The 15,374-nt window shown below is 34.9% G+C and carries 14 protein-coding genes; 8 read left to right on the top strand and 6 right to left on the bottom strand.

All coding sequences use genetic code 11. The annotated features are described in order from the left end of the window. Position 1: 1 nt before the first annotated feature. The 4 genes from gldL (at position 2) to ACIQ0M_RS12100 (ending at position 4,312) form a co-directional block, all read left to right on the top strand. Complete coding sequence (gene gldL / locus ACIQ0M_RS12115) at positions 2-634, top strand: gliding motility protein GldL (protein ID WP_396152606.1); 633 nt, start codon at positions 2-4, stop codon at positions 632-634. A 44-nt stretch (positions 635-678) separates the two neighbouring features. Then, positions 679-2,235, top strand: a complete 1,557-nt coding sequence (gldM, locus tag ACIQ0M_RS12110) for a gliding motility protein GldM (RefSeq protein ID WP_396152585.1) — start codon at positions 679-681, stop codon at positions 2,233-2,235. Positions 2,236-2,282: 47 nt separating this feature from the next. Then, the gene (gene gldN / locus ACIQ0M_RS12105) at positions 2,283-3,197 is read left to right on the top strand and encodes a gliding motility protein GldN (RefSeq protein ID WP_396152583.1); all 915 of its coding nucleotides are present in this window, start codon (positions 2,283-2,285) and stop codon (positions 3,195-3,197) included. Between the two features lie 62 nt (positions 3,198-3,259). Further along, positions 3,260-4,312, top strand: coding sequence for an NAD(P)/FAD-dependent oxidoreductase (locus ACIQ0M_RS12100; RefSeq protein WP_396152581.1), 1,053 nt, complete (start codon positions 3,260-3,262; stop codon positions 4,310-4,312). On the opposite strand, the gene ACIQ0M_RS12095 is transcribed toward ACIQ0M_RS12100, so the two are convergent. Beyond that, positions 4,309-4,698, bottom strand: a complete 390-nt coding sequence (locus ACIQ0M_RS12095; RefSeq protein ID WP_396152579.1) for a DUF983 domain-containing protein — start codon at positions 4,696-4,698, stop codon at positions 4,309-4,311. The genes ACIQ0M_RS12100 and ACIQ0M_RS12095 overlap by 4 nt on opposite strands. A gap of 66 nt (positions 4,699-4,764) precedes the next feature. Here ACIQ0M_RS12095 and ACIQ0M_RS12090 point away from each other — a divergent pair, with 66 nt between their 5' ends. After that, positions 4,765-6,678: an ABC-F family ATP-binding cassette domain-containing protein gene (locus ACIQ0M_RS12090; protein ID WP_396152577.1), complete on the top strand. Its 1,914-nt coding sequence runs from the start codon at positions 4,765-4,767 to the stop codon at positions 6,676-6,678. Then, complete coding sequence (locus ACIQ0M_RS12085; RefSeq protein WP_396152575.1) at positions 6,678-7,064, top strand: DUF4345 domain-containing protein; 387 nt, start codon at positions 6,678-6,680, stop codon at positions 7,062-7,064. The genes ACIQ0M_RS12090 and ACIQ0M_RS12085 overlap by 1 nt, the downstream gene beginning before the upstream one ends. Here the strand turns inward: ACIQ0M_RS12085 and ACIQ0M_RS12080 are convergent. Next, positions 7,057-8,205 carry an 8-amino-7-oxononanoate synthase gene (locus tag ACIQ0M_RS12080; protein WP_396152573.1) on the bottom strand — a complete coding sequence of 383 codons (1,149 nt, stop codon included), beginning with the start codon at positions 8,203-8,205 and terminating at the stop codon, positions 7,057-7,059. The genes ACIQ0M_RS12085 and ACIQ0M_RS12080 overlap by 8 nt on opposite strands. Before the next feature lie 85 nt (positions 8,206-8,290). On the opposite strand from ACIQ0M_RS12080, the gene ACIQ0M_RS12075 reads away from it, so the two are divergent. Then, entirely contained in the window at positions 8,291-8,566 is a 276-nt protein-coding gene (locus ACIQ0M_RS12075; protein ID WP_396152571.1) for a 4a-hydroxytetrahydrobiopterin dehydratase, read from the top strand. On the opposite strand, the gene ACIQ0M_RS12070 is transcribed toward ACIQ0M_RS12075, so the two are convergent. The 4 genes from ACIQ0M_RS12070 to ACIQ0M_RS12055 all read right to left on the bottom strand — a co-directional run bounded on the left by ACIQ0M_RS12070 (position 8,563) and on the right by ACIQ0M_RS12055 (position 14,620). Further along, positions 8,563-9,048 carry a DUF1761 domain-containing protein gene (locus ACIQ0M_RS12070; protein ID WP_396152569.1) on the bottom strand — a complete coding sequence of 162 codons (486 nt, stop codon included), beginning with the start codon at positions 9,046-9,048 and terminating at the stop codon, positions 8,563-8,565. The genes ACIQ0M_RS12075 and ACIQ0M_RS12070 overlap by 4 nt on opposite strands. 88 nt (positions 9,049-9,136) lie before the next feature. After that, positions 9,137-10,444, bottom strand: coding sequence for a TolC family protein (locus tag ACIQ0M_RS12065; RefSeq protein WP_396152567.1), 1,308 nt, complete (start codon positions 10,442-10,444; stop codon positions 9,137-9,139). A gap of 7 nt (positions 10,445-10,451) precedes the next feature. Continuing rightward, the gene (locus ACIQ0M_RS12060) at positions 10,452-13,547 is read right to left on the bottom strand and encodes an efflux RND transporter permease subunit (RefSeq protein ID WP_396152565.1); all 3,096 of its coding nucleotides are present in this window, start codon (positions 13,545-13,547) and stop codon (positions 10,452-10,454) included. Positions 13,548-13,552: 5 nt separating this feature from the next. After that, positions 13,553-14,620 carry an efflux RND transporter periplasmic adaptor subunit gene (locus tag ACIQ0M_RS12055; RefSeq protein WP_396152563.1) on the bottom strand — a complete coding sequence of 356 codons (1,068 nt, stop codon included), beginning with the start codon at positions 14,618-14,620 and terminating at the stop codon, positions 13,553-13,555. A 305-nt stretch (positions 14,621-14,925) separates the two neighbouring features. On the opposite strand from ACIQ0M_RS12055, the gene ACIQ0M_RS12050 reads away from it, so the two are divergent. Beyond that, complete coding sequence (locus ACIQ0M_RS12050; protein WP_396152561.1) at positions 14,926-15,261, top strand: hypothetical protein; 336 nt, start codon at positions 14,926-14,928, stop codon at positions 15,259-15,261. The last annotated feature ends 113 nt before the right edge of the window (positions 15,262-15,374 follow it).

The following is a 15,374-nucleotide window of genomic DNA, read 5'->3' as shown; positions in this document are numbered from 1 at the left end:
TATTATGGCACTACCAAAAAAAGTAATGAACATGGCTTACGGCCTTGGAGCAGCAGTTGTAATCATCGGAGCACTATTTAAATTAATGCATTGGCCAGGTGCAAGTGCGATGTTGATTATCGGATTAGGTGTTGAAGCTTTAATTTTCGCATTATCTGCTTTCGAACCAGTAGATCACGAATTAGATTGGTCATTAGTTTATCCTGAATTAGCTGGAGGACAAGCAAAAGAAAAAGCTAAAAAAGAAGAGGCAAAAGATGCTCAAGGATTATTATCTCAAAAATTAGATGCAATGTTGAAAGAAGCAAAAGTTGACGGTGAGTTAATGACTAGCTTAGGAAATAGTATTAAAAACTTTGAATCAGCTGCAAAAGGAATCGCTCCTACAGTAGATTCAATTGCAGGCCAAAAGAAATATAGCGAAGAATTATCTATGGCAGCTGCTCAAATGGAATCTTTAAATAGTTTATACAAAGTACAATTAGAAAGTGCATCCAGAAATGCAGAAGCTAACAAAGAAATTGCTGATAATGCAGCTAAATTAAAAGAGCAAATGCAAGCAATGACAGCTAATATCGCTTCCTTAAACAATGTTTATGGTGGAATGTTGTCTGCAATGGGAAATAGAGGATAATTAGTTTTATCAATTTAACAAACAATTTAAAAAACTAATTAGAAATGGCAGGAGGAAAATTAACCCCTAGACAGAAGATGATTAACCTGATGTACTTGGTTTTCATCGCAATGTTGGCACTTAACATGTCAAAAGAAGTATTATCGGCGTTTGGAATTTTAAATAATAAAATTGCAGATTCTAATCAAATTATTGATAACAACAATCTAGACTTATTTAATCAGTTAGCAGAGAAAGCTACTCAGCAACCTGGTCAATATGCTGAAAAGAAAGCAAAAGTTGATAAAATTAGAAAATTATCCGAAGAATACAATCTTTATGTAGAAAATATCAAGAAAGAAGTAACTAAGGATTATGAAAAAGATGCAGATGGAAATTTACCATTTGAATCTATGGATAAAGGAGATAAAGTTGACGAGTTGTGGTTTCAAGGAGATAAATTAACTACAAAAGGTCAGGAATTTGTTGACAAAATGAAATCATACTTGAAAAATGTTAAAGATATTTCTGGTAGCGATTTGTTAGAGGAAACTAAAGTAAAACTTGATAAAAGATTTTCAACTGCTGATGTCAAGTCTAAGACAGCTGGTACTACTTTGTCATACATGCACTATAATTACAATGGTTTTCCTGTAATTGCAACTTTAACAAAATTGACTCAATTGCAGAATGACATTAAAACAACTGAAAATGAAATTGTTTCAGGAATGTTTTTGGAAGGTGTTAAAAAGGCAGCTTCACTATCTGCTTTTGAAGCCATCGTTGTGCCAGATAAAACTGCTTTTTTCTCTGGAGAAACCGTAACAGGTAAAATTATTCTTGGTAAAAAAGACCCAAATTTAAAGGCTCATGCTGTAATTGTGAATGGAGCACCTTTATCAGAGGATAAAATGTTAGCTGGTCAAGCATTATTTTCTTTTGGTGCTGGAGGGATTGGAGAACGAGACATTACCGGTGAATTTCAATTCAAAGAAGGTGATTCTATTATTAAGTTACCAATTAAAGGTAATTATGTAGTAGTTCCTAAACCGAATTCAGCTACCATATCTGCCGATAAAATGAATGTAGTTTACAGAGGTGTTTCTAACCCAATGACAATCTCATTTGCTGGTGTACCTGATAATAACGTTACAGTTAATGCACCAGGTTTATCTAAAGGTGCTAAGCCTGGCCAATATAATATGAATCCAGGTCAAGGAACAGAGGTAACTATTAGTGTTACAGGTAAGTTGCCCGACGGTACTAATGTTTCTGATAAAAAATTATTCAGAATTAAAAACGTACCTGCACCATTTGGAGCTATTGGTAAAGAAATGGGTAATTTAAAAGGTAGTAAATCTCGTTTAGAAGCCTCTCAAATTACTGCAGAATTACCAGATTTCTTGTATGACTTGCAGTTCAAAGTTACTCAATTCACTTTTAAAGTGCCTGGGCAAGCTGCTGTAATTGTAAATGGAGATAGAGTCAATGCTCAATGTAAAGCGGCATTAGCTAGAGCTGGTCGTGGTGACGTTGTTACAATCTCTGATATTAAAACTGTTATTCCTGGGACTAATATTGTCACTGGAAGAACTGCTCCCGTAATATACGAAATACAATAATTTAAGTAGCTGAACGTTATCTTATAATAACCTACAAAAGAATAAAGATGAAGTTAAATACAGTAATAGCATGTTTGTCAATCTTATTTGTTTCTCAAATAAGTCATGCACAGTCAAATCTGTTGAATGCCAAAACGCCTGATGAAATTGGCAAAAAGACTGCCGCTCAAATGGAGTCAGATAATGACAAACCTCTTCAATATGGCTACGTTCACGACAGAGATGTATTGATGGGTAAAATGGTATGGGAAATCATCGATTTAGATGAACGAATTAATTTTCCTCTATATTTCCCGGTAGATACCGCTAATATTGGTAAAGACAGAAGATCTTTATTCGATGTTTTGTTGAAGGAAATCAAAGCAGGTAGAATTACGGAAGTATATTATGATGATTATTTCAATACAAAGAAAACACTTGCCGAAATGAGTTCTTCTTTCACCTACATTGATACAACTAATGCTGGTAGAGATGAAATAAATAACTACTATGATGATTACAAATCAGGAAGGAAAGTGTTAGAGGCTCAATTTATTGATAAACGAGAGCTTACATCTTATGATATTTCAGGTTATAAAATTAAAGGATATTGGTATTTTGATAAAAGGCAAGGTGAGCAAAAGTATCGTCTTTTAGGTATATGTCCAGTTTCTCCCGAAGCTCGTGAGATTGGTGCTGATAATCCCGATGTAATCGAATTGTTTTGGATTTACTTTCCATCAACAAGAGATGTATTACACGAGTGGAAAGCATTCAATGATAAGAACTCGGCTATGCCAATCACTTTTGATCATTTGTTAAATTCACGTCGCTTTAGTGGTGTGATTTATAAAGAAGAGAATGTGTATGGAGATAGACAAATTCAGGAATACATGAAGGATAATGCTCTTAACCAACTTTTAGAATCTGAAAGAGTAAAAGAGAAAATTAGAAACTTCGAACAAGACATGTGGAATTACTAATTCCTGTAAATTAATAACAAAAAACTCTTACCAACTCGGTAAGAGTTTTTTATTTTTGCACCATGATTGACTATTTAATTGTTGGCTCCGGTTTAGCCGGTATTGCCTTTGCCGAAACGGCTCTTCAAAATCAAAAATCGATTGCAGTTTTTGAAAATCACTCGCAAAATTCATCTTCCATTGCAGGAGGTCTTTATAATCCTGTAATTCTTAAGCGTTTCAGTGAAGTGTCGAAATCGCAGGAGCAAATTGATTTGGTCAATCATTTTTATGCTGATTTAGAGGTAAAACTAAAGAATAAGTTTGATTATAAAATTCCAATCTTTAGAAAACTTTATTCCGTTGAAGAGCAAAACAATTGGTTTGTAGCTTCAGACAAACCCAATCTCGCTCCTTTTTTAGCTACAAAAATCAATTATAATCGTTACAATGGCATCGAATCTCCTTTTGGTTATGGTGAAGTGATGCAATCCGGTTATGTGGATACAGCTTCTTTACTAAAAGAATACCGGAAGTATTTGATAAAGAATAATTTATTGAGTGCTGAAACTTTTGAGCATGATCAACTAATAGTTCGAAGTGATTTAATAACCTACAAAGGCAAAAACTACAAAAATGTAATCTTTGCAGAAGGTTTTGGCATTCATGCTAATCCTTTTTTCTCCCAATTACCACTCGACGGTACGAAAGGTGAACTGCTAATTATCAAAGCAAGAGGATTGAATTTAGATGTTATCATCAAATCTTCTGTTTTTGTTTTGCCTTTAGGAAATGACTTATTTAAAATTGGAGCGACCTATAATTGGGAAGACAAAACCGCTACTCCAACCGAACATGGTAAACAAGAATTAATCACCAATTTAAAATCAATTCTCTCCATAGATTTTGAAATTATTGAACATTTGGCAGGCGTTAGACCAACTGTAAAAGACCGACGTCCCATGGTGGGAACTCATCCAAAATATAACAACCTTCACGTTTTAAACGGTTTGGGAACTAGAGGAGTCATGCTTGCTCCTGCAATGGCTAAAGTATTGTTTGAACACATTGAACATAAAGTTCCTCTGGAAAAAGAAATCGACATCAAACGATTCAAAAAAATTACTTGGGATTAATGTCTGTGTTCTTTCCAATTATCATCAAAATGAACAAACATATTTATCCAAATGTTTCTGGATAATCTCAAAATAATGGGAAAAGTAAAAATTAAAGTCGCCACAATGGCAATAAAGGAATGAATCAAACCTAATCCAATAAAAATATTTGAGATGATAAATGCCGCAACAGCAAAAGCAATGCTCAAGGCATAACTCACATACATGGCTCCGTAAAAAAAGGAAGGTTCCATTTTATAGCGAGTACCACAATGACTACAGGTGTCATGCATTTCAAATATTTTACCCAATTTGTATGGGTTTTTTTCCACATACATACTTTCTTCTTGGCATTTAGGACAACTTCCTGTTAAAATGCTATTGAGTTTGGATCCTTTTTTTAACATTTGCAAAAATTTTATACAAAGGTATCTTTTTCATAGATTAACCAATGTAACATTAGTCACATAATTATGCTGAATATTCACAATTTATCGGTTTCCTTTGGAGGAACATTTTTATTTGAAGAAGTCACTTTCCGTTTAGGAGCCGGTGACAGAGTGGGATTGGTAGGAAAAAATGGTGCCGGTAAATCAACCATGCTTAAAATTTTAGCAGGAGATTTTAAACCGGATTCAGGAAGTATCGCTACTGAGAAAGAAGTAAAAATGGGTTTTCTTCGACAAGACATCGACTTTGAACAAGGAAGAACTGTTTTGGAAGAAGCTTATCAAGCCTTTGAAGAAATCAAAAAAACTGAACGAAGAATTGATGAAATCAATCACCAATTAGCCACTAGAACCGATTATGAAAGTCAAACCTATTCCGAATTAATCGATGAATTAAGCGATGTAAATCACCATTATGAAGTATTAGGAGGCTATAATTACGTGGGTGATACTGAAAAAATCCTCTTAGGTTTAGGTTTTAAACGGGAAGATTTCAATAATCAAACAGAAACCTTTTCCGGCGGATGGCGAATGCGAATTGAATTGGCAAAATTACTGTTGCAATCCAATGATATTTTGCTACTCGATGAGCCAACCAACCACCTCGATATCGAAAGTATCATTTGGTTGGAAGGATTTTTACGCAATTTTCCCGGAGTTGTCGTAATCGTTTCGCACGATAAAATGTTTTTGGATAATGTCACCAATCGAACCATCGAAATTTCTCTTGGAAAAGCGTACGACTTTAATAAACCGTATTCGCAATATTTAGTATTAAGAGAAGAAATTCGCGAAAAACAATTGGCTACCCAAAAAAACCAAGCCAAAAAAATTGAGGAAACCGAAAAATTAATCGAAAAATTCCGAGCTAAAGCATCAAAAGCATCCATGGCTCAATCATTAATTAAAAAACTCGATAAAGTAGAACGGATCGAAGTGGATGAGGATGATAATTCTGTGATGAACATTTCATTTCCGGTTTCGCAAACACCCGGACGTGTGGTCATCGAAGCTGAAAATGTAACCAAAGCGTATGGCGATAAAACTATCTTAAAAGACATTTCACTTTTAGTTGAACGAGGAAGTAAAATTGCTTTCGTGGGTCAAAATGGGCAAGGAAAATCTACTTTTATTAAAGCGATTGTGAACGAATTTAAATTTAACGGAACCATTAAACTCGGTCACAATGTACAACTTGGTTATTTTGCCCAAAATCAAGCGGAATACCTTGATGGAGAAATAACACTACTCGAAACAATGATTAATGCTGCCACGGACACCAATCGTTCAAAAGTACGCGACATGTTAGGTTCCTTTTTGTTTCGTGGCGATGACGTAGAAAAAAAGGTAAAAGTGCTTTCTGGAGGCGAGCGTAACCGTTTGGCTTTATGTAAATTGTTACTTCAGCCCATTAACGTTTTACTCATGGATGAGCCCACCAATCACCTAGATATTAAGTCCAAAAACGTATTAAAAGCAGCCCTTCAAAAATATGAAGGGACATTGCTTTTGGTATCACATGACCGTGATTTTTTGCAGGGAATGGCCAATGTAGTGTATGAATTCAAAGACCAAAAAATCCGAGAATATTTAGGAGATATCAATTTCTTCTTAGAGCAACGCAACGCCATGAACATGCGTGAAATCGAGAAAAAAGATGTGGTGGTCAATGCCAATACAAACAAAGAAATAAAATCAGTTTCCTACGAAGACCAAAAGAAAAACAAATTACTTCAAAATCGTTTAAGCAAGATTGAAAGCCAAATCAAACAACTCGAAATTGATATTCAAAATGACGACAAAGCTTTGGCTTCCAACTATGACAAACACATTGAAGATGCCAATTTCTTTGTGGCTTATAATAAGAAAAAACAAGAATTAGATAAATTATTAGAAGATTGGGAAGCTGTTCAAATAGAGATTGACTCAATGCAATAATGATTCGTAAAAACATACATTTGATTATTTCTGTAATGGTGGTCATACCGGCAGCACTTTTTTATGGATTAAATCCTAATATCACTTTGTCTATTTTGTTTGACTTTGATGTTCATTCTACAGATTTAAAAAGTGTTTTTCGTGCAATAATGGGCTTGTATTTAGCCTTTAGCGGATTTTGGATACTCGGTATTTTTAATTCAAATTTTTGGAAGGCTAGTACACTTTCCAACGGAGTTTTTATGTCCGGGATAGCGATTGGTCGAATCGTAGGTTTAATGTTAGATGGAAAGGCTTCGGATATGTTTTTCTTTGGTTTTTTTGGAGAAGCAGTTTTAGGTCTTTTTGCATTTTACCAATATAATAAATACAGACATTCTATTTAAACGGATTTCGTTCTTTCCATTCTGTCTCCGGTTCTAAATAACAAAATAATTGCTTCATTTTTCGGTTAATTAATCCATTGGAATGTTGAATATAACCTACCATTTCTTCCGGTTGTGCTCCAACGGAACTCTTGATTTCTAATGCGGTTCGGGCAAAAATAATTGCTGCAAAGCCTTTATTAATGGAATAAGCAATCATGTCATACAACATATTCAAATACAGCATTTTTTCGCGTTGAATTGTTTCATCATAGCCTAAAAAATAAGTGTCCATCTGATTTCCGTTTTTAATTAACGTATTAAAACCAATGAGTTTTCCATTTTCAAAATAACCATAAAATAAAAAGTGATCTTTCAATTCTGATTTCATGACGGCAAAATGATTCTTAGCCAAAAAGAACGTATTAAACGGTGCATTTTGAGCCACATGGTGGTATAAATCGTAAATAGTATGCTCTAATGAAACGATTTCATTAAAATTCATTTTTCGCTTCTCAATACCTTCTGCTTTTTTGCGGCAACGTTTGTACTGATCACGATATTTTTTCGAAAGTGCGGCGATATATTCATCAAAAGAATGCCAATCTTTTGAAACGTTAAACACCATATTAGGCTGGGTTGAAAATTGATAGAATGGGGCAAATTCTTTTTCAGGAAATGCTTTGACTACTTCTTTATCAAAATCTTTATAACTGGTCAAATGAACTTTTTTACCTTCTTTTTTTAAAGTCGATTTAATTTCTGATTCAGCTTGATGCAATAATTCAATACCTTTTGAAATTCCGATTTCATCTGAAAATGAAAAAGCATTTTGACCCGTGAGCATGTTATTGCCAATAAACAAAACATGAGAGCAAAAGTTCTTAAAAATAAAATTCCTAACTGCTGTTTTGATGCATTTATCCCGTTCACCAAATGACTCTAGTTTATTTAAATCCAGGAATTGAGCCAATCCAATTCCAATAAGCTGTTCTTTTTTATACATAGCGATAAAAAAGCAATCCATGTTGGTTGGTTTAGACTGTTCTAAAACAGCTAAATATTCTTTCGATAAAAAGATATTTGAAGTAGCTAATACATTCCAATCGCTTGGCAAATGATTAGTAGAGCGATGTACTTTGAACGAATAGGAAGATTCCAAATGCAGCGAGTCAGTTAATTTAAGGCATAAAGTTAAAGTTTGAAAAAGAATAATAAAGTTTTTTAACTTTATATAAATAAAAAAAATGAAAACATATACGCAAGAAACAATCCAAGCTCAACTCGAACAGCTCAACGATTGGACTTTTAAACACAATTCGATTCAAAAAGATTTTCAATTCAAAAACTTTCAGGAGGCTTTGTCTTTTATTGTGCGAATAGGAATCTTAGCCGAAAAGCAAAATCACCATCCGGAAATTACAAATGTTTACAACAAGGTTTCTTTACGATTAACTACCCACGATAGTGACGGAGTGACCGAAAAAGATGTAACATTAGCTGCTACGATTGACAAAATTTAAACCCAGCCACAAACAATAGCACCCATAATAGTCATTACCACTGTCCAATAACCGGAATGAATCAGGATGTATTTCCATGATTTTCTTTCGAACAAACCGTTTATTGCAATCAAGGGGAAAGCCAGGAATAATCCGGACATGAATCCGTGTAATGCTCCGTGTTTATAGGTTCTGAAAGCAGTCCCGTAATCTGCCATAAATGCGGCATACGAAGGTTGTGCGGTGTCTACTAATTCAGGACCACCAACCATGCCTAAAGCACCAAATTGATGAATAGTTAAAATTTGCATAATCATCGCAATCATAACAGAAAAAATGTAGGTAAGTCCGAAAATCTTTACCATACTTCCTTTTTTCAAATCTTCTTCAGTCAAGCCGGTTTCTTTCATCCAAGCTTTTCCAAATAGTGGACCATACCAAACAAATCCTACCAAAAGTGTGGTGATTGCCGATACAAAAACAGAGTAAAAGTTCAATTCCATAGAATAAAAGTTATTGATTAGTAATTCAAATGTAGAATTTTATTAAATAACTTGTTGCGGAAATGATAAAATATTCTATTAAAAATTATCAAAAAGTTAGACTTCCTGCCAATTCTTTCAAACTGATCTCGCTTTGTTTTGTAAGTAATTCTGCCGTGGTTAACCGAATCACAGCATTGCCATAATTTTCCTGGGCTGTTCTAAATTCAATCGGAGCAACGGAACCAATTTTAAATTTTTCCAAAGTAATTTCCATATTTTGCTTTGCAATGGCTTCGTTTTTCTTTTCCAATTCAAGCAAAGAAAGATTCGAAAGATAGGATTGATACAAAGAAGCAACCTGTGACTGAATTTGTTGAGTTTGTCTCTCTATCTGCAATTGTGTATTTTCCAATTGAATTTTAGAGACTTTTTCGTTTCTGTTTTGATTAAAACCATCAAATAAATTCAAAGAAGCTGTGAAACCATAGTTGAAATTTCGGCCTGTTGATTCTGTCACGAAACCAAAAGGGGATTGTGACCGAATTAAATTATAACCTCCTGAAATACTTACGGTTGGATAACGGTTGGCCTTCACTTGTTTCAATTCATATTCTTGAATTTTTTTGTTGATGTATTGTAATTGAAGTTGTGGATTTTGCTTTTCAGCTGATGAAAGAAGATCCGGTAATAGCAAGGAATTGTCTATCGAGATAATATCAGCTACTTTAAAATCGGTATCCAACGGACGAACCAAAAGCTCGTTAAGCATTACTTTTGAAACGCCGTATTGTTCTTGCAATTGAATTTTTGTTGATTGATCAGCATTCAAATCTACTTCGGCATTCAGCACTTCTAATTTGGAAGCCTTTCCAATGGTAAAACGATTTTTGGCTGTTTTTAACCTAAATTCTGATACCGAAATAATACTGTCTATCATTTTAAGTTGCTGCTGTTGAGTAGCTAATGTAAAATAAGTTTGATAAACTGCACTCACGCGACTTAGCACAGAAAGTTTTAACTCAGTAGCTCCTAAATTTTGCAACTCTTTTAATTGATTATGTCGGGCAAACATTCTGAAACCATCAAAAATGGTCCACTCAACGCCAACACCATAATTTATGTTGATGTTTCGGGCACCGTCAATTTCAATTTCATTACCAATAGCTTGTGTTTGCGTCTGATTTAAAATAGTGTTATTGTTTGTGACGGTTCCATTGATACGAGGTAGCATTCCGGCATTTCCAATCGTCACATTTTCCTCATCAATTTTTAAATCATTTTTGGCTATGCGAATATCAAAATTGTTTTCCAAAGTTAGAGCAACCGCTTCTTCCAGTGTCAGAATTGGTTGATTTTGGCTCCAAAGCGGGATTCCAATGAAGAGTAATAGGTAGAATAGAAATAGTTTTTTCATAATCAATTTAAACAGATTCTTTTTCGTATTGGTCTAAATTATCAAATTCTGGACGGTGTTTTTTCTCTCTCGACCACATTAAATAAACGGCTGGGATTACATAAAGTGTCAAAATTAAGGAGAATATAGTTCCGCCAACAATTACAATTCCCATTCCCATTCTGCTTTGTGATGCGGCTCCAATAGATACTGCAATCGGCATGGCTCCCAAAGCGAGTGTTAAACTGGTCATTAGGATGGGTCGCAATCGAGACTCGGCTGCTTCCATCACAGCATCATATTTAGATTTTCCTTGTTCCCGTAATTGGTTGGCAAATTCCACAATCAAAATCCCGTTTTTAGTAACCAATCCAATCAACATCACAGTTCCAATTTGACTGAAGATATTCCAGGTTTGACCAAATAGCCAAAGTGAAAACAAAGCTCCGGCAATCGCCATCGGAACCGTCAAAATGATAATAAACGGGTCTACAAAACTTTCAAATTGGCCTGCTAAGATGAGGAAAATCAAAAGTAAAGCTAGTCCAAAAGCAAACATCGTATTCGAACTGCTTTCAGCAAAATCTCTGGATTCTCCTCCCAAATCAGTAGTAAAGGTGTCATCTAACACTTTTTCCTTGATGCGTTCCATGGCATCTATTCCGTCACCAATACTTTTTCCGGGTGCTAATCCGGCAGAAACGGTAGCTGACATGTATCGATTATTGTGAAACAATTGCGGTGGACTACTTTGTTCTTCAATCGTGACCACGTTATCCAATTGGATAAGTTGTCCGTTAATGCTTCGCACAAAAATAGAGGCTAAGTCCATGGGTTGATCACGATCTTTTTTATCAAATTGTCCCAATACTTGGTATTGTTTTCCATTCATTAAAAAATAGCCAAAACGTTGCCCGCTTAAAGAAAGCTGAATGGTTTGTGCTACATCTAAAACTGAGACACCCAGCGATTCAGCTTTTTCTCGGTTGATGGTGATATAAATTTCAGGTTTATTGAATTTTAAATTCACATCAGTGATGGAAAATGTGGGGTCTTTGGCAGCTTCTTCCATGAATTGTGGAATTTTTTCTTCCAATAGTTGAAAATTTTTTGCTTGGATGATAAATTGTATAGGTAAACCACCCCGGCGATTAACAGAAATAGTGGGTTGCTCTGAAACCGAAGTTTTAGCATCATTATAGTTTTTGGTTAAACCGGTTAATTGCTGAGCAATTTCTTTTTGCGAACGTTCTCTATCTGCCGGATCAACTAATGAAAGTCGTGCGAAACCCCGGTTAACTGAACCGGCAGTAAATCCCGGTGAGGTCACAATTAAACTTACGTTTTTTTCAGGTATAGAATCGGTTATTAATTTTGAAACATCTTGCATAAAACGATCCATGTAATCATAGGTGGCACCCTCCGGACCGGTTACATTTAATAAAATCATACTGCGGTCGTCATACGGTGCTGTCTCTTTTTGCAGGATGTTGTAAAACAAAACAGACAATCCCAAACAAATTATAAGAATAGGAAAACTTAACCACTTTTTTGCCATGAATTTTTCTAACGAGCGAGCATATCCTTTATTTAAATTTTCATAAAAAGGCTCGGTCATTTCATAGAATTTAGAACGCTTTTGTTTTCCGCCTTTCATTAAATAGGCATTCAACATTGGTGTTAAGCTCAACGAAACAAAGGCTGAAATAAGCACAGCCGCACCAATAACAATTCCAAATTCGCGGAATAATTGCCCCACAAAACCTTCCAAAAAGATAATAGGAAGGAAAACGGCAGCTAAAGTAACGGAGATGGATATTACAGCAAAGAAGATTTCATTCGATCCCTTGATGGCCGCTTCGATGGGCGACATGCCCTCTTCGACCTTTTTAAAGATGTTTTCAGTAACCACAATTCCGTCGTCTACCACCAAACCGGTTGCTAATACAATTGCCAATAAAGTCAAAACATTGATGGAAAATCCACAAATGTACATGATGAAAAATGTAGCAATCAAAGATACCGGAATATCAATCAAAGGTCGGAATGCGATGGCCCAATCCCTAAAAAACAAGTAGATGACTAAGGTTACTAAAAGCAAGGCAATTAATAAAGTTTCAGCAACTTCCAAAATTGCTTTTTTGATAAAAATGGTAGTATCAATTGCTACATTTAATTCAAATTCTTTTGGTAAATCTTTTTTTAATTGTTCATACTGTTTGTAGAATTCTTCGGATATGTCAAGATAATTTGTGCCGGGCTGCGGTGTTACAGCCAATCCAATCATGGTTTGTCCGGAATCACTCAAACGGGTTTCTAAGTTTTCAGCTTCCAAGCTGGCTTTGGCCACATCGCTTAATCGAACAATTTTATCTCCATCTGATTTAACAATGATATTGTTAAAATCTTCCTCAGTAGTAAGATTTCCTACTGTTTTTACTGTTAATTCGGTATTATTACCCGTTAATTTTCCGGATGGAAGTTCAACATTTTGTTGATTCAAAGCATTTAAAACATCGGTGGCTGTACAACCATAGGAAGACAATTTTATGGGATCTATCCACAATCGCATGGCATATTTACGTTCTCCCCAAATGCGAACGCTACTAACACCGGGAATGGTTTGAAGTCGTTGTAAAATTACATTTTCAGCATAATCCGTGAGTTCCAACACGTTTTTGTTGTCACTTTTCATGGTCATGGTCAAAATAGGGTCGGAGTCAGCATCTGCTTTTGAAACAACGGGCGGAGCCGTTAAATCTTCGGGTAAGCTTCTAACCGCTTGCGAAACTTTGTCACGTACATCATTGGCCGCTTCTTCCAGATTTTTATCCAGATTAAACTCAATGGAAATCACACTCGTTCCTTGTGCACTCGTGGAAGAAATATTTCGAATTCCATCAATAGAATTAATGGCTTTTTCTAAAGGCTCGGTAATCTGCGATTCAATAATATCAGCATTGGCACCGGTGTAGCTCGTTTGCACCGTAATTTGTGCCGGATCAATAGATGGAAATTCGCGAACGCCCAAATAGGTATAACCGATGATTCCAAACAGCACAATTAGAAGATTCATCACGATGGCTAAAACCGGTCGTTTTATACTTAGGGTTGATAAACTCATTTAAATTAGTTTTGGATTAATTTCAGTTGAACCGGTGCTCCCACTTTAATTGCCATAATACCGGAGGTAATCAAGGTATCGCCGACTTTTAGACCGGAAGTAACCAGAATTTCTTTTTCTGTTCTATTAGCGGTTTCTATGATAACTTCTTTGGCTTTTCCATTTTCAGTAATAAAAACTTTCTTTCCGTTTTGAATAGGAATGATAGATTCGGTTGGGATAAGGATGGCATCATTTAATTCTTCCAGTGGTAAAATAATATTTGCAAACGTTCCCGGAAGAAGTTTCCCTTCTTTATTTTCAGCAATGGCCCTAATTTGGAGTGTACGGGTTGTTTGCTCGACAGCGGGTTCTAAAGCATAAATTTTGGCATTGAAAATTTCTTTACTTCCGGCAGTTGTGAAAGTGATGGTAGTATTATTCTTCATCACTGAAGCATATTTTTCCGGTATAGAAAAAGTGATTTTCACTTGATTGGTGTTGACCAATTTCGCAATTAAAGTAGTTGGTGTTACATACGTTCCCGGAGAAATGGAACGCAATCCTATTTTTCCAGAAAAAGGAGCCACAATTGATGTTTTGGCAATTTGGGCTTGAATTAATTGGGTTTGTGATTTTGCGGATTCAAATTCAGCATTCGCTACATCATATTCTTCTTGGCTGATGGCTTCTTTTTGTAAAAGTAATTTGGCTCTTCGTTCATTTTCTGATGCTAAGGATTGTCTGGTTTTGGCTTGAGCCAGTTGTGCCCGCAATTCGATATCATTTACTTTAATTAATTGTTTTCCTTTGGCTACATAACTTCCTTCTTCAAAATAGATGCCTTGCACTACACCGGAAACTTCGCTCCTCAATTCAATTTGTTCATTGGCATCAATACTACCGGAGAGGGTGAGTTCATTGGCGAATTTTTTTGGTTTCAACACAATTCCGTTTACGATTGACATGGCTTTAGCAGTTCCACCTTTTTGATTAGATTTTTCATCTTGGTTTTTATTGCTTATAATTCGGTATGCAATAAGGACAATTAAACCGCCAACCAGAAGAAAAATAATAATGCTTTTTAGTTTCATAATTTTAGTGTATAGTTGAAGTCTTATTTTTGATATTTACAAATGTACCTTTTCAAAGGTAAACAGTTTTTGGGGTTAATTTTTATTTAACACTTGTATATACGAATTTAACATTTTTAGTTTTGAGTGTTAAACATTTTTAACTTTTAATTTATAATTTTAAATAGTTAAGAGAATAAAATGTTTGTAAAATTGTAAGAAAAAATACTTTTTAATACAAAAAATGAGCATTTCATCGATAATATTTGCATTTAAGCGAATAACAGTATTATATTGACAGAGTCAAACCCCAAATTTAATTAAAAATGAAAAATATTACATTAACACTTCTTGTACTTTGCTTCTCATTTTTGGGATATGCTGAAGTATCAAAATCAGAGAAAGACGCACTTATAAAATTGAATCAAGCTACAAATGGCAGTCAGTGGAAAGTTAAATGGGATTTAACTACTGATGTTTCTACTTGGCATGGTGTAAAAGTGAAAGATAACAAAGTAGTTGGTTTAGCCTTGTTAAATAACAATTTAGAAGGGCAAATTCCTGCCGAAATTGCAAAATTACAATACTTGGAAACCTTGAATTTATTTAAAAACAAGCTTTCTGGTAGCATTCCTGCTTCGATAGGTGATGAAGTGATTTAAACTTATTTTGTAAATATAAAAGGGTTGACGAAATTTGTGTTGCAAAACATAATCATTTCAAAATCAACCCTTATGTACAGTGTACTTGACAAAGATATAATAAAAAGTGAAAT

It is taken from the genome of Flavobacterium sp. (assembly GCF_044339515.1).
In the GTDB taxonomy this organism is placed as follows: domain Bacteria; phylum Bacteroidota; class Bacteroidia; order Flavobacteriales; family Flavobacteriaceae; genus Flavobacterium.
This window is presented reverse-complemented; position numbering and strand designations above follow the sequence as displayed.